Genomic DNA, 20,555 nt, shown 5'->3' with positions numbered 1-20,555 from the left:
TTTCGCTACCCTGCGGCGCGATGCGGAAACGGCGGAACCGGTTTCGCGCGGTCCTTGCCGCGACGGGCGCCCTGCTGGTCGTGGTGGGCGTGCCGCTGTTCATCTCGCCCATTCCGCTGGGCGCGCTCGTCGTCGGCGTCGGCCTGGCGCTGCTTTGGCGGACGTCCGGGCGCGCGCGGCTGGTTCGGCGGGTGCTGCGCCGGCGCCGGCCCGTCCTGGCCGAACGCCTGGACCGCCTGTTGGGCGCCGCCCCGCGCCGGAACCGCCATAAGCCCGATGACGGACAGGTGGAACCGTGAAGGGCGTCACGTCTTGAAGTGGTGCATCACGCTGTCGGCGATGTGGTCCTTGTCCACGATGCCCACGACCGAGCCGGCATCGGGCGAGTCCACCCGGTCGTCGGTGACCACGAGCGCGTAGGGCACGTTTTCGTTGACCATGCGCTTGAGCACGTCGTGCAGGATCTCCGTCGCACCGCACCAGGCGTGCGCGGTGTTGGCGAGCTGGCCGAGCGTGAAGTCGTCGGACACGCCGTGGCACAGCCGCACGACGTCGTCGACGGGCATGACGCCGCGCACGGTGTCGTCGTCGGCCACCAGGATGTAGCGCTTGCTGGTGTGCTCGCTCAGATCGGAGAGCACCTTGTCCAGCCGCACGTGGCTGGGGATCGTGATGAATTCCGTCTCCATGATCTCGTCCGCGTGGCGGACGAGGAACATGTTGGTGTGGCGCTCCTTGGGGATGTGCTTGCCGCGCCAGGCCAGCTTGATGGTGTAGATGTTCTCGTCCGACAGCCAGCGCCGCACGCCGATCGCCAGGGCCGTCGCCATGACCGTGGGCACGATGATGACGTAGTCCTGCGTCATCTCGAACACCATCACGATCGCGGTCATGGCCGCGCCCGTGCCGCCGCCGACGACGCCGGCCATGCCGACCATGGCGAACTCGACCGGCGAAAAGCCCGCGCCCGGCCACAGCAGGTTCAGCGCCCCGCCCATGGCCGCACCCAGCGTGGCGCCGAAAAACAGCGACGGCGAGAAGATCCCGCCCGACGCGCCCGAGCCCAGGCTGACCGTGGTCGCCACGAGCTTGGCCACCAGCAACAGGGCCATGATGGTCACGCCCGCCAGCTCGCCGTGCAGCAGCGCGGTGATCGTGCCGTAGCTGGTGCCCGCGATCAGGTAGTGGCCGTAGAGCTGGCTGACGGCGTACATCAGCCCGCCCACGATGAGCATGCCGACGGTGTGGCGGACGTAGTCGTTGCGGAAGGCGCGCTCGAAGGTCTCCTCCATGAAGCTGAGCACGCGAATGAAGGCGAAGGAGACCAGCCCGCACGCCAGCCCCAGGAGGATGAAGCCGGCGATCGTGGGGATGTTGATGACCCCGGCCTGGGACGCCGCCGGCAGCGACACCACGAAGGCGTTCTGCATGCCGAAGGCCAGCCGGCCGATGTAGGTGGCCGTCGTGGTCGCCAGCACCACGGGCAGGAAGGTGCGGCTGCTCACCTCCGGCAACATCAGCTCGATGGCGAAGAGCACCCCGCCCAGGGGCGTGTTGAAAGTGGCGGCGATGCCGGCGCCGGCGCCCGCGGCGATCAGCGTGATGCGCTGCCACGTCACCACGCGCAGCAGCTGGCCGAACGAGGAGCCGAACGAAGAGCCGATCTGGATGATCGGGCCCTCGCGCCCCACGGCGGCGCCCGTGCCGATGGAGAGCGCGGAGGCCATCGACTTCGCCGCCGCCACCACGGGGCGCACGTTGCCCTCGCGGTGGTAGATGGCGTCCATCACCTCGGGCACGCCGTGGCCGCGCGCCTCCGGGGCGAAGGTGCGCGTCAGCCAGGTGACGCCCAACCCGCCGATGACGGGGACCAGGATCACCCACGGCCCCCACGGGCTCAGCGGCATCAACTCTTCGGATTCGAAGACGAGCGAGAGTTCGCCGAAAAAGAAGAGGTTGTGGATCAATCCGATCAGCAACCGGAAGATCACGGCGCCGATGCCGGTCACGATGCCGAGCCCGATGGACAGGGCGCACAGCTGCACCAGCGTAAGCTGAATGGGCTTGGCGCGGGGGCGACTGCTGGTCGCGGGTTCGGTCGGCGTTTCGGTGGCGGTTGTCATCACGTCCGCGGTTGATCAGGGGACACTGGGGCGGCGGCGCTCGGTTGCTGCGCGACTCGCCGCCGGCGGCGGCCACGCGCGGGCCGGCCGGTGGACCGCGCCGGGGCGTCCGGGCGCGGTTTGAACGTTGGCGGTGTCCCCGTTCACGACGCTTCCGTGGAAACGTTGCTGGTGGCCCGGGCGCACCGGGCAGCCTTCGGTCGTACCCATCGTGACCGCATTTTGCAATGCGGCGGGGGCGTCGCGGCGCACTCGTCGGCCGGCCGCTGGACACGCCACGAACCGGGCAGTACGGTCGCGCCGGTTTTCCGTGCAGCGCCGCAAGGGGCCGCGCCATGTCCATCCTCGCCAGCCGCCTCGACCGGGTGAAGCCCTCGCCCACGATCGCCGTCACCAGCAAGGCGCGCGAGCTGCGCGCCCAGGGCTACGACGTCATCGGCCTGGGCGCCGGCGAGCCCGACTTCGACACGCCCGACCACGTCAAGACCGCGGCCAAGGCGGCCATGGACGCCGGGCAGACGAAGTACACGGCCGTGGACGGCACGCCCGAGCTGAAGCAGGCCATCGCCGCCAAGTTCGCGCGCGAGAACGGGCTGACGTACGAGCCCCAGCAGATCAGCGTCGGCACCGGCGGCAAGCAGGTGTTGTTCAACGCGCTCTTCGCTACGGTCGAGGCCGGGGACGAGGTCGTCATCCCCGCGCCCTACTGGGTCAGCTACCCGGACATGGTGCTGCTCACCGGCGGCGAGCCCGTGACGGTGGCGACGAAGGAGGCCAACCGCTTCAAGCTGCAGCCAGACGAGCTGGAAGCCGCCATCACCGAGCGCACCAAGTGGCTGATCCTCAACAGCCCGTGCAATCCCACCGGCGCGGGCTACTCCCGCGCCGAATTGCAGGCGCTGGCCGAGGTCTTGAAGCGCCATCCCCACGTCTGGGTGATGGCCGACGACATGTACGAGCACCTCGTCTACGACGGCTTCGAATTCTGTACGCCCGCCCAGGTGGCGCCCGAGCTGTACGCGCGTACGCTCACGGTGAACGGCGTCTCCAAGGCGTACGCCATGACGGGCTGGCGCATCGGCTACGCCGGCGGCCCGCGCGAGCTGATCGCGGCCATGGCGAAGATCCAGTCGCAGTCCACCAGCAGCCCCTCCTCGATCAGCCAGGCGGCGGCCGTGGAAGCGCTCAACGGCCCGCAGGAGCACCTCAGCGAGCGCGCCAGCGCCTTCCAGGCCCGGCGCGAGTACGTCGTGGACAAGCTGAACCAGTGCGCCGGGCTGAGCTGCCAGAAGCCCGAGGGCGCGTTCTACGTCTACCCCTCGTGCGCGGGCGTCATCGGCAGAACCACGCCGGATGGGACGACCATCCAGTCCGACGAGGACTTCGTTCAGTACCTGCTGAACCACGCCAACGTGGCGTGCGTGCACGGCGCGGCGTTCGGTCTGTCGCCCTTCTTCCGCATCTCCTACGCGACCTCGATGGACGCGCTCGAAAAGGCTTGTGAGCGCATCGAAAAGGCCTGCGCCGAGCTGACATGATGGCCGGGCCGGGGCGCGTCCCGGCCCATGCGCACATCCCGATCCGTGTCCGCCGGCGCGTTTTTGTGTTGCCGGAACTGGCGCGGTTTTGAAACCATTTCCCCAACGACCGGCGCGGTGCCGTCCCGCGCCCGCATCGCCGGCCCCGGGGCGGCACCCCGCCGGAGCAACCGGAACGGGGAGGTGCCGGGATGACGCACGATGCCGCCGCGACGCCGCGCTGCGCGGTGCTTGCCGGGCAGTACACCAGCGGCAAGACGACGCTGCTGGAAGCCCTGCTCCACAGTGCCGGCGCGCTCGACCGCCGGGGCTCGCCCAGCGCAGGCACGAGCGTGGGCGACGCCAGCCGCGAGGCGCGCGAGCGCGAGATGTCGGTGGAGCCCAACGTCGCCGAGGCGAGCTACCTGGGCGATCCCTGGTCGATCATCGACTGCCCCGGCTCCATCGAATTCATGCACGACACCCGCACCTGCCTGATGGCGGCGGACGTGGCCGTGGTGGTCGCGGAGCCCGACCCCGAGCGCGTCCTGGCGCTCGACCCGCTGATGCGCACCCTGGACGCCTACGCCATCCCGCACATGGTCTTCATCAACCAGATGGACCGCGCCGAAACGCCCGTGCGCGAGGTCATGGCGGCGCTGCAGGACGTGTCCGCGCGCCCGCTGGTGCTGCGCCAGGTGCCCATCCGCGAGGGCGGCAAGGTCTCGGGCTACGTCGACTTGGTCAGCGAGCGCGCCTACCGCTACCGCGACGGCCAGCCGTCCGAGCTCGTCAGCCTGCCCGAGGACGTGGCCGAGCGGGAGGAGGAGGCCCGTCAGGCGCTCTTGGAATCCCTGGCCGACTACGACGACGAGCTGCTGGAAAAGCTGCTGGAGGACGCCGTCCCGCCCGCCGAGGAGATCTACGCCGACCTCAAGCAGGACGTGCGCGACGACCTCGTGGTGCCGGTCTTCCTGGGCTCGGCGGCGCACGGCCACGGCATCACGCGGCTGTGGAAGGCGCTGCGCCACGAAACGCCGGGGCCGGCAGCGGGCGCGGAACGCCTGGGCGTGCGCGAGGCCGCGGGCCTCGGGGACGGCGAGCTGGCGGCCACGGTCGTGCGCACCTTCCACCAGCCCCACGCCGGCAAGCTCTCGCTCACCCGCGTCTGGCAGGGCCAGCTCACAGACGGCGACACCGTAGCGGGCCAGCGCCTGTCCGCCATCTACCGCCTGACCGGCAGCGAGCCGCGCAAGGTGGGGGCGGCCGGCGCGGGCGAGCTGGTCGCCCTACCCCGCCTGGACGCGCTGCACACCGGCAGCCTCATCACCGGCAAGGCCACGCTGAGCGACACCGCCCTGCCCTGGCCGAGCCCGGCGGAGCCGGTCTACACGCTCGTCGTGGAGCCGGAGAAGCGCGCCGACGAGGTCAAGCTGACCACGGGCATTTCACGCCTGGTGGAGGAGGACGCGGCCTACCGCCTGGAGCACGACCCCGACACCGGGCGCATGCTGCTCCAGGGTCAGGGCGAGATGCACCTGGCCGTGGCGCTGGACAAGCTGCGCCACCGCTTCAACGTCGAGGTGCGCACCGAGCGCCCGCCCACGCCCTACCGCGAAACCATCCGCCAGGGCACCACCCACCACAGCCGCTTCAAGCGCCAGACCGGCGGGCACGGGCAATTCGCCGACGTCCAAATCAAGATCGCGCCCCGCGCCCGCGGCGAGGGCTTTCAGTTCACCAACGCGATCGTCGGCGGCACGGTGCCCAAGCAGTTCGTCCCGGCGGTCGAGGAGGGCGTGCGCGAGGCGCTGGAGCGCGGCCCGCTGGGCTTCCCGGTGGTGGACGTGGCCGTGGAGTTGTTCGACGGACAGTACCATTCGGTCGATTCCAGCGAGCAGGCCTTCAAGACGGTCGGCCGCATGGCCGTGTCCGAGGCGCTGCCGAGCTGCGATCCCGTGCTGCTGGAGCCCATCGAGCGCGTCACCGTCTCGGTGCCCAAGCACTACACCCACAACATGCACGGCCTGGTCGCTGAGCGGCGCGGGCAGGTGCTGGGCTTCGACGACAAGCCCGGCTGGACCGGCTGGGACGACCTGGAAGCGCTGATGCCGGCGGCCGCGCTGGACGACTTCATCATCGACCTGCGCTCGCTCACGCGCGGGCTGGGCTTCTTCACCCACCGCTTCGAGCGCCTGCAGGAGCTGACCGGCCGCGAGGCCGAGCGCGTGCTGCACCGCATGCCGGCCTCGTGAGGCGCCTGCCGGAAAATGGTGAAAGGCGGTGATCCGGCGCGGCCCGGCCTGCGTAAACGGGTCTGGAACAGTTTAGAACTGGTCTAAAGAGATCTTGCGGCACTGCCGAACGCAGGCCACGTCACAAAGGGGAACGGCCGGTGTCGCCGCCGCCACCCCGGACAAAGGAGAGAGCAGCATGACGCAGGTGAACACAGGGATCAGCGCCGAGGACCGCAAGCGCGTCGCCGAGGGCCTGTCGCGCGTCCTGGCGGACAGCTACACGCTCTACGTGAAAACGCAGAACTACCACTGGAACGTCGAGGGCCCGTCCTTCAAGCAGCTCCACGAGCTGTTCGAGGAGCAGTACACGGACCTGCGCGAGGCGATCGACGAGATCGCCGAGCGCATCCGCGCCCTGGGCCACCACGCTCCCGGCAGCTTCCGAGAATTCGGAAAGCTCGCGGCCGTGCCGGAAGAGACCGGCCAGCCGGACTGGCAGCAGATGGTGCGCCAGCTCGCCGAGGACCAGGAAACGGTCGTGGGCACGCTGCGCCAGGTCGTGACCACGGCCGCGCAGGCCAGCGACCACGTCACCGAGGGCCTGGTCACCGACCGCCTTCAGGTCCACGAGAAGAACGCCTGGATGCTGCGCGCGCACTTGAGCTGATCGCGCATCTCGCCGCCCACCGCACACGGCCCGGTCGCACGCGACCGGGCCATTTTCGTGCCGTCGGCGCCCTCTCCCCCGAAAGAGGTGAAGCATCCTGTCGCACGGGGGTTTCGCGCCGCCGTTTGTGCGGCGCATCATACGTGTTGGGCTTCGCAACACAGGAGGGCCCGCCATGATCGAGACCACCGCAATCGCCGACACCGGCATGTCGGCCACCCGCATCGGCCTGGGGACCTGGGCCATCGGCGGCTGGATGTGGGGCGGCACGGATGAGGCGGAATCCATCCGTACCGTCCAGGCCGCCGTGGACCGCGGCATCACGCTGGTGGACACCGCGCCCGTCTACGGCATGGGCGAGTCCGAGGAGTTGGTTGGCCGCGCGCTCGCCGAGGGCGGCCGGCGCGACAAGGTGGTGCTCGCCACCAAGGTCGGGCTGGAGTGGCACGGCAACCAGCCCTACCGCAACGCCACGCCTGCGCGCATCCGCACGGAGATCGAGGACTCCCTGCACCGTCTGCAGACGGACGTGATCGACGTCTATCAGGTCCACTGGCCCGACCCCCTGGTGCCGGTCGAGGAAACGGCGCAGGCGATGAAGGCGCTGTACGACGAAGGGAAGATCCGCGCCATCGGGGTGAGCAACTTCGCGCCCGCGGAGATGTGGCGCTTCAGCGCGGAGGCGCCGCTGCACGTCATCCAGCCGCCCTACAACATCTTCGAGCGCCACGCGGAGCAAGACATCTTCCCCTTCGCGCGCGAGCACGGCCAGACGACGCTCACCTACGGCGCGCTCTGCCGCGGCCTGCTCACGGGCAAGCTGACGCCGGACACCACGTTCGAGGGCGACGACCTCCGCAACGTCGATCCCAAGTTCAAGAATCCCCGCTACCGGCAGTACCTGGACGCCGTGGCCAAGCTGGACGCCCTGGCGCGCGAACACGACGCCAAGAGCGTGCTGCATCTCGCGCTGGCGTGGCTGCTGCGCAAGCCCGGCGTGGGCGTGGCGCTCTGGGGCGCGCGCCGGCCCGATCAGCTCGACCCCGTGCACGAGGTCGCGGACATCGCGCTGGACGACGCCACGCTCGTGGAGATGGAGCGCATCGTGAACGAGACGGTAACCGATCCCGTCGGTCCCGAGTTCATGGCGCCGCCCACGCGCGAGGCCAAAGCCGCCTAACCGGCGCACGTCGGCATGCACGCCGTGATCCGCCCGGCCCCGTGCGCGGGGCCGGGCGTTTTCCTTTCCGACACCCCACGCCCCGCCGTTCACACCGCGAACAGATCCGCGTGAACAGACTTGTTTCGGGATCGGTGCGCGGCACATACCGGAGCGGAACCGCCGCACACAGGGAGGGCCGCGCCATGACCGCCCGCTTCGTCAGCCGCCGCACGTTTCTGGGAACCGCCAGCGCGCTGGCCGTGGGCGCCACGCTGCCCGTGCCCGCCCGCGCCGCGCCGGAGGCCGACCTCTGGCCGCGCTGGGAAAAGCACGATCCCGAGTCCACAAAGACGATCGACCACGGCGCCTGGGGCGATTTCCTGAAGAAATACGTCTCGCGCGGGCCAGACGGCGTGAACCGCGTGGCCTACGGGGCGGTGGATCAGGCCGACCGCACGGCGCTCAAGGGCTATCTGGACGCGCTCACCGGCACGCGGATCAGCGAGTACAACCGCGCCGAGCAGTTCGCCTACTGGGCCAACCTCTACAACGCGCTCACCGTCGAAGTGATCCTGCGCCACTGGCCCGTGGATACCATCCGCGACATCGACATCTCGCCGGGCCTTTTCAGCGACGGCCCCTGGGGCAAGAAGCTGGTCACGGTCGAGGGCGCGGAGCTGTCCCTGAACGACATCGAGCACCGCATTCTGCGCCCGATCTGGCAGGATCCGCGCGTGCACTACGCGGTCAACTGCGCCTCGATCGGCTGCCCCAACCTGCGCGTCGAGCCCTTCACCGGCGCCAAGTTGGACCAGCAGCTGAACGAAGCCGCGCGCACCTACGTCAACCACCCGCGCGGCGCCACGGTGCGCAACGGCGAGCTGGTCGTGTCCTCGATTTACGAATGGTTCCAGGAAGACTTCGGCGGCTCCGACGCGGGCGTGATCGAACACCTGCGCCAGTACGCCGAGCCCGCGCTCAAGGACAAGCTGGCCGATTTCTCGTCGATCGGCGACGACCGCTACGACTGGTCCATCAACGCCCCGGTCTCGCGCGGCTGATCCGTCCGGGCGGCGCGGAGGCATTGCCGGACCCCGCGCTGGCCCGACATCATGGGATTATACGGCACAGGAGGCCGGCCATGCGGATCAAGCGCTCGCGTCCCTGGGACCTTCCGGACCACGCCGTCACCGACCCGGACGTGTTCTGGAACCGCCGCCGGCTGATGCAGGCCGCCGGGGCCACAGCCGTCGCCGGGACGGCCGGTGCGTGGCCCGTGACGGCTTCGGCGAAGAAGATCGGGGCGCCGGCCGACGCGCCCGCCGCCGGCAAATACCCGGCCCCGCGCAACGAGGCCTACACCCTGGACCGCCCCATCTCCGGCGAGGAGCTGGTTTCCACCTACAACAACTACTACGAGTTCGGCTCCTCCAAGACCATCTGGAAAAAGGCGCAGGATCTGCCCATCCGCCCGTGGACGGTCACGATCGACGGCGCGGTGGAAAACGAGCAGCAGATCGACGCGGCGGACCTGCTCGCCCGCATGGATCTGGAGGAGCGGCGCTACCGGCACCGCTGCGTGGAAGCCTGGGCGATCGCGGTGCCCTGGACCGGCTTTCCCCTGCGCAAGCTGGTGGAGATGGCGAAGCCGCTGTCCGGCGCCAAGTACGTGCGCCTGGAGACCTTCCACGACCCCGGGGTCGCCGCCGGTCAGGATTCGCCCTGGTACCCCTGGCCCTACGTCGAGGCGCTGACCATCGAGGAAGCCACGAACGAGCTGGCGCTGATCGGCACGGGCGCCTACGGCCACCCCCTGCCCAAGCAGAACGGCTCGCCCCTGCGCCTGGTCGTGCCGTGGAAGTACGGCTTCAAGTCCATCAAGGGCATCGTCCGCGTCAGCTTCGTCGAGGCGATGCCGAAGACCTTCTGGTCCAAGGTGAACGGGCGCGAGTACGGCTTCTGGGCCAACGTGAACCCCGAGGTCGACCACCCGCGCTGGAGCCAGGCGACGGAAGAGTTCCTGCAAAGCACGGACGACGTCGGCTTCCTCGCCAGCCCCGAAAAGGTGCCCACCAAGCTGTTCAACGGCTACGCCGAGCAGGTCGCCCACCTCTACGGCGAGGACCTGAAGCGCAAATACGGCGACCGGCTGTATCGGTGACCCAGGACATGACCAGGTCGGGCCGGATTGGCCTGGGCGCTGACTCATGCCCGTGACGGAATGAGATCGAGCGCGATGCGGCTCGTCGGATGATTCGTCGTCGTCTCATCGCGCTCGAGCGGATGCGGTGAGGGTTCGCGCGCCCGGCTCACTGCGCTATATGTCCGGGCGATGACCGACCCCGCCCCGATCCATCCCCGCGCGCGGGCGCTGCTGGACGGCCTGAACGAGGCGCAGCACGCGGCCGTGACGACCACCGAGGGTCCCGTGCTCGTGCTGGCCGGCGCCGGCACGGGCAAGACGCGCGTGCTCACCACGCGGCTGGCCTACATCCTGCTCGCCGGCAAGGCGCAGCCGAAAAACATCCTAGCCGTCACCTTCACCAACAAGGCGGCGCGCGAGATGCGCGAGCGCGTGGCGGGGATGACCGGGCAGTCGCCGGAGGGCTGGTGGCTCGGCACCTTCCACGCGCTGGGCGCGCGCATGCTGCGCACCCACGCCGAGCGCCTGGGGCTGGAGCGCAACTTCACCATCCTGGACACCGACGACCAGCTGCGCCTGCTCAAGCAGTTGATGCAGGCCGAGGCCGTCGACGAGAAGAAGTGGCCCGCGCGCGCCGTGATGGGGGCGATCCAGCGCTGGAAGGACCGCGGGCTGACGCCGGACCACGTCTCCGACGCCGACGCGGGCGACCTCGCGGGCGGGCGCGGGATCGACCTCTACCGCCAGTACCAGCAGCGCCTGCTGACGCTGAACGCCTGCGACTTCGGCGATCTGCTGCTGCACCCGCTGACGCTCTTCCGCGACAACCCGAACATCCTGGAAACCTACCAGCGCAAGTTCCAGTACATCCTGGTCGACGAGTACCAGGACACCAACGTCGCGCAGTATTTGCTCGTTCGACTTCTCGGACAAGTAAACGAGAATGTTTGTTGCGTCGGCGACGACGACCAGGCAATATATTCATGGCGCGGAGCAGAAGTTGACAATATTGTTCGATTTACTGATTACTACCCAAATGCTCGGGTGATACGCCTCGAAGAAAACTACCGCTCGACGGACACCATCCTGGGCGCGGCCGGCGGGCTGATCGCCAACAACGAAGGCCGCATGGGCAAGACGCTCTTCTCCGCCGGCGGCGAGGGCGAGGTCGTGCGCGTGCGCGGCGTCTGGGACAGCGACGCCGAGGCCCGCTTCGTCGGCGAGGAGATCGAAAAGCTCCACGCCGACGGCCATTCCCTGGGCGAGATGGCGGTGCTGGTGCGCACGGGCGCGCAGGCGCGCACCTTCGAGGAGCGCTTCATCACCATCGGCCTGCCCTACCGCGTGGTGGGCGGCCCGCGCTTTTACGAGCGCCAGGAGATCCGCGACGCCCTGGCCTATCTGCGCATCATCCAGTCGCCCGACGACGACCTGGCGTTCGAGCGCATCGTCAACGTGCCCAAGCGCGGGCTGGGCAAAAAGGCGATGCAGACGCTGCACGAAACCGCGCGGGCGCGGGGGATCTCGCTGTTCCGGGCGGCCGGGGAGCTGATCAAGACGCAGGAGCTGCGCCCGCAGCCCCGGCGCGCGTTCGCGTCCCTGCTCGAACAGTTCCGGCAGTGGAAGGAGCTGTCCCAGGAGCTGGACCACGTGGAGCTGACCAAGCGCGTGCTCGACGAGAGCGGCTACACCGAGATGTGGCAGCAGGACAAATCGGCGGAGGCACCCGGCCGGCTGGAGAACCTCAAGGAACTGACCAACGCCATGCAGGACTTCGAGTCCCTGGCGGCCTTCCTGGAGCACGTCGGCCTGGTCATGGACGCCAGCCAGGACGACGGCGGCGAGCAGGTCACGGTGATGACGCTGCACTCGGCCAAGGGGCTGGAGTTCGACACCGTCTTCCTCGCCGGCTGGGAAGAGGGGCTGTTCCCCAACCAGCGCGCCATGGACGAGCACGGCCAGAAGGGCCTGGAGGAGGAGCGCCGCCTCGCCTACGTCGGGCTCACGCGGGCGCGCAAGCGCGCCATCATCTCCTTCTGCGCCAACCGGCGCATGTACGGCAGCTGGAACGCCGCCATCCCCTCGCGCTTCGTCGACGAGCTGCCCAAGGGCTACGTCACCGTGGAAAGCGAGCCGGGGCTGTACGGCGGCGGGTCCACCAACCAGCCCTTCGGCAGCGACTTCTGGGAAAGCGGACCCAGCCGCGCGACGCCCGGCATGCTGCGCGCGCAGCAGCGCACGGGGCAGTCCGCGCGCTTCGTCGAGGGCACCGTGGAGGTGGTGGAAACCGGCGGCGGGAGCGGCTTCTCGCGCGGCGACCGCGTCTTCCACCGCAAATTCGGCTACGGCACCGTCCGCGCGGCCGAGGGCGAACGCCTCTCCATCGCCTTCGACCAGTCCGGCGAGAAGAAGGTCATGGCCTCGTTCGTCGTCGCCGCCGATCAGGCGGGGTGATCGGCCACAAGCCAGCGGCCGCAGCCGCGATAACGCCGGTCGCCCAGCCGAAGCGTCACGGTCATGGGAAAGCGGTGGCCGCTCATGGCGTCGCGGCAGGCTTCATCGCGGGCGATGATGCCGAGCTGGCGGCCATCGCCCGTTTGCGTGGTCCAGGTCGTCGTGTCGGCACGTTTCGTCGGTTCGGGTGAGGGCGCCCGCACGACGGTCCGGCCGTAGTCCAGCTTGGCGGTGATGCGGTCGGCACCAACCGTCACCAGCCACCCCGGCTCCTGCCCCAGTGCGCGGAAGCGGCCGCCTTGCACGGCGGCGTCGGCCCAGGCGGCGCGCTTGCCGGTGCGTTCGCATTCGAGCGGTGCGGCCCCGCCCCGGCTCAGCAACGCCGTATCGCCCTTGTCCCAGAAAGTCAGGCCGCCGCCGGTGTAGCGCGCGCCCGAGGCCGAGCGCGCCCGCGTCAGCCGCGTCGCGTGGCCGCCCGGCGGAAACAGCCGCAGCGTGTCGCCGCCCCGGAACAGCGCCTCCACGCGCCCGCCGCCATCGCAGCGGTAGGCCGCGACGCGCGCCGGGGCATCCTCCGGTTTCTCACCACCAGCACAGCCCGCCACCACGAGCGCGATCGCGCTGGCGACAGCACCGCGGACCACCATCACTCCAGCGGCTTGACGAAGGTGAAGGCGCCGCGCAGCTCGCCCAGCTCGAAGCCGGTGGCGGCGTCGGCGGGGTATTCCGCGTCGATGGCCTTCTTCAGCGCGGGCGAGAGCGTCTCGCCGTGACAGGTCAGGCAGACGCCCTTGGTGGGGATGGCCTTCATGTAATGCAGGTAGCGCCGGCCGCCTTCCTCGATCACGGCGGCGCTTTCCATCGTCTTCATGGGCTCGCCAGCCTCGACGCGCTGCTTGAAGGCCATGAGCACCGCGCGCTCGCGCACGCTGGGCGAATTGCGCGGGTTGCGGACCTTGAGCGCCGTCCGCCCGACGGCCCAGCCGCTGTGCGTCGACAGCTCGCCGGCGATGCCGGGCGCCACGCGCGCGCACACCTCGACGGCGTGCGTGGGCCCACCCTCGGCGATCGCTTTTTGCAGCTCCCCCTTCAGGTCGCTGAAGAATTCCGTCGCCAACTGCCGCGCTTCCTTGAGCTGCGCCGCGCTGGGCTGCTTCGCCGGTTCCGCCGCGGCCGTGCCCGCCAGCGCGAGCACCATGCCGGCCGCCATCACACCGGTCGCGATCCGCATGCCCTCATCCCTCCGACAATCCTGGGATAGCTTAGGATACCCCCGACCCCCGGCGCGATGCCCGGGAAGCGTGACGCGGTGTCACGCCCGCGCGCTCGCTTGGGCTGGTCACGGTGGCGGCGGATGGCTACAACAACGGACGCACCCGGTGCGGACGGCTGGACACAAGCGCGAAAACGCGCTCCCGTGGGCCGTGTGCACCGGCACGTGCCGCATCGCGCGCCCGGGCACGCGCCGGGCACTGTCACGGGGAGCGGGGAGCCGGCATGATCGGCATGGTGCTCGTCACCCACGGGCGGCTGGCGGAGGAATTCGTCGCCGCGCTGGAGCACGTGGTGGGCCGGCAGGGCCAGATCGAGGCCGTGTGCATCGCGGCCGACGACGACATGGACCAGCGCCGCCAGGCCATCCTCGACGCCGTCCAGGCCGTCGATCAGGGCGAGGGTGTGGTGGTGCTGACCGACATGTTCGGCGGCACGCCGTCCAACCTGGCGATCTCCCTCATGGGCCAGGGCAACGTCGAGGTCATCGCGGGCCTCAACCTGCCCATGCTGATCAAGCTGGCCACGGTGCGCGGCCAGGAGCCGCTGGACACCGCCGTGGCGCGGGCGCAGGAAGCCGGCCGCAAGTACATCAACGTCGCCTCGCGGTTGCTCCAGGGCGAGGACGAACCGGGCGGGACCGGCAGCTCCCAGGCATGAGCGGCGGCACGGATTCGCCCGCCTCGGCCCGGCGCTTGACGGTGTGCAATCAGCGCGGGCTGCACGCGCGGGCGGCAGCCAAGTTCGTGCGCACGGTCGAGCAGTACGACGCCGAGGTGACCGTGGTGAAGGATGGCGTCGAGGTGCCCGGCGACTCCATCATGGGCCTTATGATGCTCGCGGCCGGGCGCGGCACCAGCCTGGACGTGCGCGCCCACGGCCCCGACGCCGAGGCCGCGCTCGACGCCCTGGCGACGCTTTTGGAACGCGGGTTCGACGAAACCCAATGAGCCGGACCCAATGACCGGGAACCAGCACAGCGGCACGCCGGCGCCGGCCGACCGTCATCCGGCCGAGCGCGAGGCGAAGGACGCGGCCGCCGCCGCGCTCGGCGCGAGTGCGAGCGGCCACGGGGAGCGCGTGTTCACCGGCCTGGGCGTCGCGCCGGGCGTGGCGATCGGCCCCGCCCACGTGCGCGAGCGCCGCGACCTCGACGTGGTCACGCGCCACATCCCGGCCGCCGAGGTGGACACCGAGCGCGGGCGCTTCGAGCGCGCCGTGCGCAAGGCCCGCCGCCAGCTGCGCAAGATCCGCGCGAAGGCCAACCAGGTCCACGGCGAGTCGGCGGAGGAGCTGGACTACCTCCTCGACGCCCACATGCAGATGCTCAAGTCGCGCAGCCTGCTCCAGGGCGTCGAGCAGCGCATCCGCGAGCGCTGCATCAACGCCGAGGCCGCGGTGATGGCGGAGGTGGACCGCATCGCCCAGGGCTTCGCGGCGATGGAGGACCCCTACCTCAAGGCGCGCGCGGCGGAGATGCGCGAGGTGGGGATGCGCATCGTGCGCAACCTCATGGAATCGCCCTATCGCAGCTTCCACGGGCTGGACCCCGAGAGCATCATCATCGCCGAGGAGATCACCCCCGCCGACACCGCGCTCATGGACCCGCGGGAGATCGGCGGCTTCGCCACGGTGCTGGGCGGGGCCGAGGGCCACACCGCCATCATGGCGCGCTCGCTGGGCCTGCCGGCGGTGCTGGGGATTCCCAACCTGCTGCGCGGCGTCGAGGCCGACGAGACCGTCATCGTCGACGGCTCGCGCGGGGTGGTGATCGTCAACCCGACGGCCGAGCGGCTGACGGAATACCGCCGCCGCGCCGCGGAGCTGGAGCGCGAGGCCGAAGCCCTCCAGCAGCTGCGCGACGAGCCGGCGGAGACCACCGACGGTCACCGCGTCGCCCTGCACGCCAACCTGGAGCTGCCGCGCGAGGTGGGTCAGGCGATCACCGTGGGCGCCGAGGGCGTCGGCCTGCTGCGCACCGAGTTCATGTACATGAACCGCGCCGACCTGCCCGGCGAGGACGAGCAGTACCACCAGTTGCGCGAAATCGTGGACGGCATGGGCGGGCGCACGGTCACGATCCGCACGCTGGACGTGGGCGGCGAAAAGCTGGCGTGGGCGCTGGGCGACGACCTGGGCACCGGCCCCAACCCGGCGTTGGGCATGCGCGCCATCCGCCTGAGCCTGAGCCGGCGCGAGCTGCTGGAAACGCAACTGGCGGCGATCCTGCGCGCCGCCGCGCACGGCCCGGTGCGCATCCTGCTGCCCATGGTCACGACGGCGGGCGAGATCCGCGAGACGCGCGAAGTGCTGGCGAACGTGCACGAGCGCCTGCACGAGCGCGGCGTCCAGGTGCCGCACGAGATCCCGCCGGTGGGCGCGATGATCGAGGTGCCGGGCGCGGCGCTGGCGGCGGACACCCTGGCGCCGCAGGCGGACTTCTTCGCCATCGGCACCAACGACCTGACGATGTACACCCTCGCCATCGACCGCACCGAGGACGACGTCGCGCACCTCTACAATCCGCTGCATCCGGCCGTGCTGCGCCTGATCCGCAGCGCGGCGGAGGCGGCGCGCGCGGCGCGCATCGACATCTCGGTGTGCGGCGAGATGGCCGGCGACCCGCGCTACACCCCGCTCTTCCTGGGGCTGGGTGTGGACACGCTGTCCATGGCGCCCAAGACCCTGCCCCGCGTGAAGCAGCGCGTGCGCGCCCTGTCGCGGGAGCGCGCGCAGCACTGCGCCGAGCAGATCCTCACCCGCAGCGACAGCCGGGACATCGCCGCGCTTCTGGACGCCCAGGGCTGACCGGGATGGTGCCCGAGCTTCCCCGCGTCATCGGGCACCGCGGGGCCGCCGGGCTGGCGCCGGAAAACACCCTGGCCGGGTTGCGCGTGGCGGCGGCGGCGGGCTGCACCTGGGTGGAAGTGGACGTCCGCTTGAGCGCCGACGGCGTGCCCGTGCTGCACCACGATCCCGCCCTGGCGCGCGGGCGCACCCACGCCGAGCACATTGCCCACCTCACCGCCGCCGAGCTGGCGCGCACCGATGTCGGCGCGCGGTTTTCGCCGGCGTTCGCGGGCTGCACCGTTCCGCCGCTGTGGGCGGCGCTGGCGGAAGCCGCCGATCTCGGCCTGGGCGTGAACCTGGAATTGAAAGCCGACGACGGCGATCCGGACGGACTCGTCGCCGCGACGGCGGCCGTGCTCGCGGGCTTGGAAAGCGCCCCGCCGCTGCTGATCTCGTCGTTCGAGCAGCCGGCGGTGGCGGCGGCGCGACGGCGGCTGCCGGATATTCCCCGGGCGGTGCTGGTGCGCCGGATCCCGGCGAATTGGCGCGAGCGCCTGGAAAGCCTGGGCTGCTGCGCGCTGAACGTGGGCAACCGCGACGCCGGCGCGGCGGGCGTGGCGGCGGTGCGCGCGGCGGGCTTCGCCGTCACGGTCTACACCGTGAACGATCCCCGGCGCGCCCGGCGGCTGTGGGATTGGGGCGTCACCAGCGTCTTCACCGACCGCCCCGACCGGGTGCGGGGGTGATCAGCCCTTGTCGCCGTTCGCCCGACCCGGGTGGGTCATCGCCACGGCGTGCTGACCGCCGTCGACGTGGTGGACCTCGCCGGTGACGGCCTCGGCGAAGTCGCTGAGCAGGTAGACGGCGGCGTTGCCCACCTCGTCCAGCTCCACGTTGCGGTGGAGCGGCGCCTGCTCGGCGCTGGCGCGGAAGACGTAGCGCGCGTCCGCGATGGCGGAGCCGGCGAGCGTGCGCATCGGCCCGGCCGACAGCGCGTTCACGCGGATGCCGCGCGGGCCGAGGTCGGCGGCCAGGTAGCGCACCGAGGCCTCCAGCGCCGCCTTGGCCACGCCCATCACGTTGTAGTTCGGCGTCACGCGCTCGGCGCCCAGATAGGACAGCGTCAACAGGCTGCCGCCGCTGTCCATCAGCGGCAGAGCGCGCTGGGCGACGCCGGTGAAGGAGTAGGCCGAGATCGAGAGCGTGTCGCGGAAGTTGCTGCGGCTGGTGTCGACGTAGCGGCCCGTCAGCTCGTTCTTGTCCGAGTAGGCGATCGCGTGGACGACGAAGTCCAGCCCGCCCCAGCGCTCGCGCACGGCTTCGAACGCGGCGTCCAGGTCGGCGTCGTTGCCGACGTCGCACTTGATGAGAAAATCGCTGCCCACGGACTCGGCGAGGGGCTTCACGCGTTTGGCAAAGCCGTCGGCCTGGTAGGTGAACGCGAGTTCCGCGCCGTGCTGCGCGGCGGCACGCGCCACGCCCCAGGCGATCGACTTGTCGTTGGCCACGCCCATGATGAGGCCACGCCGGCCGGCGAGCAGTCCTCCGGTCATCCTCGGATCGTCCTTCCTTTGCGGGCCGCCTGGGTCGGTCGGCGGCGGCGTGTCAGTCCTCGAAGCGACGGAACGCCAGCGTGCAGTTGGTGCCGCCGAACCCGAAGCTGTTGGTGATCGCACAGCGCAGGCCGGCATTGTCCCGGCGTTCGGTGACGATGGGCATGTCCCCGGCGTCCGGGTCCAGCTCGTCAATGTTGATGGACGGCGCGATGAAGTCGTCCGTCAGCATCAACAGGGTATAGATGGTTTCGTGCACCCCGGCCGCCCCTTGGGCGTGACCGGTCTGCGATTTCGTGGAGGTCACCGCGGGCGGGCGCTCGCCGAAGACCTCGCGGATGGCGTTCAGCTCGGTGATGTCGCCCGCGGGCGTCGAGGTGCCGTGCGCGTTGACGTAGTCGACCGGCGCGTCGCCCACGCCCTGCAGCGCCAGGCGCATGCAGCGCGCCGCGCCCTCGCCCGAGGGGGCCACCATGTCGTCCCCGTCGGAGGTCGCGCCGTAGCCCACCAGCTCGGCGTAGATGGGCGCGCCGCGGGCCTTCGCCGTCTCCAGCTCCTCCAGCACGACGACGCCGCCGCCGCCCGTGATGACGAAGCCGTCGCGGTTGGCGTCGTAGGGGCGCGAGGCGCGCGCGGGGTCGTCGTTGTACTTCGTGGACAGCGCGCCCATGGCATCGAACAGCATGGACAGCGTCCAGTGCAGCTCCTCGCCGCCGCCGGCAAAGATGCGGTCCTGCTTGCCCATCTGGATCAGCTCGGCGGCGTTGCCGATGCAGTGGCCGCTGGTCGAGCATGCCGAGGAGATGGTGTAGCTGTGGCCCTTGATGCCGAAGGCCGTCGCCATGTTCGCGGAATTCGTGGAGGACATGCAACGCGGCACCATGTAGGGGCCGATGCGCTTGATCCCCTTCTCGCGCGCGATGTCGGCGGCCTGCACCTGATTGGAGGTGGAGGGACCGCCCGAGCCCACGATGCAGCCCGTGCGCTCGTTGGACACCTCGTCGCCGCTGAGCCCCGCGTCCGCGATGGCCTGATTCATGGCGACGTGGTTGTAGGCGGCGCCGTCGCCCATGAAGCGGCGCAGCTTGCGGTCAACGTGCGCGTCCAGGTCCAGGTCGATGGCACCCTGCACCTGGCTGCGGAAGCCGCGCTCGGCGTGCTCCGGCGCATGCACGATGCCGGACCGTCCTGCCCGCAGGGATTCCCGCACTTCGTCGGCATTGGTGCCGATGCTGGAGACGATCCCCAGCCCGGTGACCACAACCCGTCGCATGCCAGACCTCATCGGCTCGCCGATCGTGCTCGAACTTGACCGGGCAGCCCCGCCGGGGCGCCCTTATGCCCCCTGGGCCTGCGCGTTGGGGTCGGTGAACAGCCCTACCCGCAGATCCTTGGCATTGTAGGCTTCGCGGCCGTCGACCTCCATCAGCCCGTCGGCAATGCCCATGACGAGCTTGCGCGACATCACGCGCTTGAGGTTGAGGCGGTAGACCACCTTCTTCGCGGTGGGCAGCACCTGATCGGCCATCTTCACCTCGCCCACGCCGAGCGCGCGGCCACGACCCGGCGCCCCGGTCCAGCCCAGGAAGAACCCGAGCAGCTGCCACAGGGCGTCCAGCCCCAACGCGCCCGGCATGACCGGGTCATCCTCGAAGTGGCAGGAAAAGAACCAGAGGTCGGGCTTGATATCCAGCGAGGCGACCACTTCGCCCTTGCCGTTCTCGCCGCCGTCCTCGACGATTCGGTCGATGCGGTCGAACATCAGCATCGGCGGGAGCGGAAGCCGGGCATTCCCCGGCCCGAACAACTCGCCGTGCGCGCACCGGAGCAGGTCTTCGTATTCGTAGCTGTTCTTGCGCTCGGTCACCGGCAGGTCCAATCCCGCTATGCTCGCTGTTCGGGCGCGTTTCGGATCGGGCGCGCCCGCGTGGGTGCAACCTCGGGGACGGGCTTGCGTTCCGATACGGCCCGCCGTTGGGGACGGCCCCTCGAGGTGTGACTGGGACAGTCATCGTCGCCGCCGCTGGCCGGGCACCGACCAGCGCGCCCGGACCCTAACACAAGCGAGCCGCCACGCGGCAAGCGTCCGCATCACCCCTTATCAAGCCCTGGCACAGGCTCTATATCGAGAAGGGCTCGGGTTCCCGCGCCGATCGGCGTGCGTGCGCATCCGGGCCGGACACGATCAGGCGGGGCGACGGCGACGCCATGACGGACCAGCAGCACCACCAGGACCTCGTGGAGCGTGTGCGCCAGGCCGGACTGCGGCCCACGCGTCAGCGCGTCGCGCTGGCCCGGCTGCTCTTCGGCCACGGCTCGGCGCGTCACGTCACCGCGGAACAGCTGCACAGCGAGGCCAAGGCCGCGGCCATGCCGGTGTCGCTGGCGACCGTCTACAACGCCCTCAACCAGTTCACCGAAGCCGGCCTGCTGCGCGAGGTCGTCGTCGAGCCGGGGCGCTCCTACTTCGACACCAACACCGACCCGCACCACCATTTCTACTTCGAGACCAGCGGCCAGTTGCAGGACATCCCCGCGCACGAGGTCGAGTTGGCGCGCACGCCCGAGGCGCCGGCGGGCACGCACGTCGACCGCGTCGAGGTGATGATTCGCGTGCGCGAGGACGGCTGAGGCTCG

Annotated in this window: 19 protein-coding genes; 13 read left to right on the top strand and 6 right to left on the bottom strand. The window is 70.3% G+C overall.

What is annotated here, in order from left to right:
- Positions 1 to 20 precede the first annotated feature (20 nt).
- Positions 21 to 299: a hypothetical protein gene (locus BLQ43_RS11460; protein ID WP_090020968.1), complete on the top strand. Its 279-nt coding sequence runs from the start codon at positions 21 to 23 to the stop codon at positions 297 to 299.
- A gap of 6 nt (positions 300 to 305) precedes the next feature.
- Here the strand turns inward: BLQ43_RS11460 and BLQ43_RS11455 are convergent, their stop codons facing one another.
- Positions 306 to 2,123 carry a chloride channel protein gene (locus tag BLQ43_RS11455; protein ID WP_090020966.1) on the bottom strand — a complete coding sequence of 606 codons (1,818 nt, stop codon included), beginning with the start codon at positions 2,121 to 2,123 and terminating at the stop codon, positions 306 to 308.
- 335 nt (positions 2,124 to 2,458) lie between these two features.
- Here BLQ43_RS11455 and BLQ43_RS11450 point away from each other — a divergent pair, with 335 nt between their 5' ends.
- The 7 genes from BLQ43_RS11450 to BLQ43_RS11420 all read left to right on the top strand — a co-directional run bounded on the left by BLQ43_RS11450 (position 2,459) and on the right by BLQ43_RS11420 (position 12,303).
- The gene (locus BLQ43_RS11450) at positions 2,459 to 3,661 is read left to right on the top strand and encodes a pyridoxal phosphate-dependent aminotransferase (RefSeq protein ID WP_090020964.1); all 1,203 of its coding nucleotides are present in this window, start codon (positions 2,459 to 2,461) and stop codon (positions 3,659 to 3,661) included.
- A 191-nt stretch (positions 3,662 to 3,852) separates the two neighbouring features.
- Entirely contained in the window at positions 3,853 to 5,895 is a 2,043-nt protein-coding gene (locus BLQ43_RS11445; RefSeq protein WP_090020962.1) for an elongation factor G, read from the top strand.
- Between the two features lie 178 nt (positions 5,896 to 6,073).
- Positions 6,074 to 6,544 carry a Dps family protein gene (locus BLQ43_RS11440; RefSeq protein ID WP_090020960.1) on the top strand — a complete coding sequence of 157 codons (471 nt, stop codon included), beginning with the start codon at positions 6,074 to 6,076 and terminating at the stop codon, positions 6,542 to 6,544.
- Between the two features lie 175 nt (positions 6,545 to 6,719).
- Positions 6,720 to 7,724 (top strand): aldo/keto reductase, encoded by a 1,005-nt coding sequence (locus BLQ43_RS11435; RefSeq protein ID WP_281217572.1) that lies wholly within the window; start codon positions 6,720 to 6,722, stop codon positions 7,722 to 7,724.
- A 185-nt stretch (positions 7,725 to 7,909) separates the two neighbouring features.
- Complete coding sequence (locus tag BLQ43_RS11430; protein ID WP_090020958.1) at positions 7,910 to 8,767, top strand: DUF547 domain-containing protein; 858 nt, start codon at positions 7,910 to 7,912, stop codon at positions 8,765 to 8,767.
- An 80-nt stretch (positions 8,768 to 8,847) separates the two neighbouring features.
- Positions 8,848 to 9,867 (top strand): protein-methionine-sulfoxide reductase catalytic subunit MsrP, encoded by a 1,020-nt coding sequence (gene msrP, locus BLQ43_RS11425; protein WP_090020956.1) that lies wholly within the window; start codon positions 8,848 to 8,850, stop codon positions 9,865 to 9,867.
- A 171-nt stretch (positions 9,868 to 10,038) separates the two neighbouring features.
- Positions 10,039 to 12,303: an ATP-dependent helicase gene (locus BLQ43_RS11420; protein WP_090020954.1), complete on the top strand. Its 2,265-nt coding sequence runs from the start codon at positions 10,039 to 10,041 to the stop codon at positions 12,301 to 12,303.
- Here the strand turns inward: BLQ43_RS11420 and BLQ43_RS11415 are convergent.
- A complete protein-coding gene (locus BLQ43_RS11415; protein WP_090020952.1) occupies positions 12,291 to 12,950 on the bottom strand; it encodes an MliC family protein in 660 nt (219 codons plus the stop codon). The two genes, BLQ43_RS11420 and BLQ43_RS11415, sit on opposite strands and share 13 nt — an antisense overlap.
- A complete protein-coding gene (locus tag BLQ43_RS11410) occupies positions 12,950 to 13,534 on the bottom strand; it encodes a Tll0287-like domain-containing protein (protein WP_218119193.1) in 585 nt (194 codons plus the stop codon). The genes BLQ43_RS11415 and BLQ43_RS11410 overlap by 1 nt, the downstream gene beginning before the upstream one ends.
- Positions 13,535 to 13,800: 266 nt before the next feature.
- Between BLQ43_RS11410 and BLQ43_RS11405 the strand changes: the two genes are divergently transcribed.
- Genes BLQ43_RS11405 through BLQ43_RS11390 form a run of 4 tightly spaced genes read left to right on the top strand, consistent with a single transcriptional unit; the run spans position 13,801 to position 17,111 of the window.
- The gene (locus BLQ43_RS11405; RefSeq protein WP_090020950.1) at positions 13,801 to 14,235 is read left to right on the top strand and encodes a PTS sugar transporter subunit IIA; all 435 of its coding nucleotides are present in this window, start codon (positions 13,801 to 13,803) and stop codon (positions 14,233 to 14,235) included.
- Complete coding sequence (locus BLQ43_RS11400; RefSeq protein ID WP_090020948.1) at positions 14,232 to 14,525, top strand: HPr family phosphocarrier protein; 294 nt, start codon at positions 14,232 to 14,234, stop codon at positions 14,523 to 14,525. Before BLQ43_RS11405 ends, BLQ43_RS11400 begins: the two co-directional genes overlap by 4 nt.
- 10 nt (positions 14,526 to 14,535) lie before the next feature.
- Entirely contained in the window at positions 14,536 to 16,383 is a 1,848-nt protein-coding gene (ptsP, locus tag BLQ43_RS11395; RefSeq protein WP_090020946.1) for a phosphoenolpyruvate--protein phosphotransferase, read from the top strand.
- An 8-nt stretch (positions 16,384 to 16,391) separates the two neighbouring features.
- Positions 16,392 to 17,111 (top strand): glycerophosphodiester phosphodiesterase family protein, encoded by a 720-nt coding sequence (locus tag BLQ43_RS11390; RefSeq protein ID WP_176758650.1) that lies wholly within the window; start codon positions 16,392 to 16,394, stop codon positions 17,109 to 17,111.
- Here the strand turns inward: BLQ43_RS11390 and BLQ43_RS11385 are convergent, their stop codons facing one another.
- The 3 genes from BLQ43_RS11385 to fabA form a co-directional block, all read right to left on the bottom strand.
- The gene (locus BLQ43_RS11385) at positions 17,112 to 17,918 is read right to left on the bottom strand and encodes an enoyl-ACP reductase FabI (protein ID WP_090020942.1); all 807 of its coding nucleotides are present in this window, start codon (positions 17,916 to 17,918) and stop codon (positions 17,112 to 17,114) included.
- Positions 17,919 to 17,970: 52 nt separating this feature from the next.
- Positions 17,971 to 19,191 (bottom strand): beta-ketoacyl-ACP synthase I, encoded by a 1,221-nt coding sequence (gene fabB / locus BLQ43_RS11380; RefSeq protein ID WP_090020939.1) that lies wholly within the window; start codon positions 19,189 to 19,191, stop codon positions 17,971 to 17,973.
- 63 nt (positions 19,192 to 19,254) lie between these two features.
- Complete coding sequence (fabA, locus tag BLQ43_RS11375) at positions 19,255 to 19,785, bottom strand: 3-hydroxyacyl-[acyl-carrier-protein] dehydratase FabA (protein WP_090021058.1); 531 nt, start codon at positions 19,783 to 19,785, stop codon at positions 19,255 to 19,257.
- 341 nt (positions 19,786 to 20,126) lie between these two features.
- Here fabA and irrA point away from each other — a divergent pair, with 341 nt between their 5' ends.
- Positions 20,127 to 20,549 (top strand): iron response transcriptional regulator IrrA, encoded by a 423-nt coding sequence (irrA, locus tag BLQ43_RS11370; RefSeq protein WP_090020937.1) that lies wholly within the window; start codon positions 20,127 to 20,129, stop codon positions 20,547 to 20,549.
- Positions 20,550 to 20,555: the final 6 nt, after the last annotated feature.

Origin of the sequence: Limimonas halophila (assembly GCF_900100655.1) — a bacterium.
Taxonomy (GTDB): domain Bacteria; phylum Pseudomonadota; class Alphaproteobacteria; order Kiloniellales; family Rhodovibrionaceae; genus Limimonas; species Limimonas halophila.
Note: the sequence above shows the minus strand (reverse complement) of the source record. Positions and strands in the feature narration are given on the sequence as shown.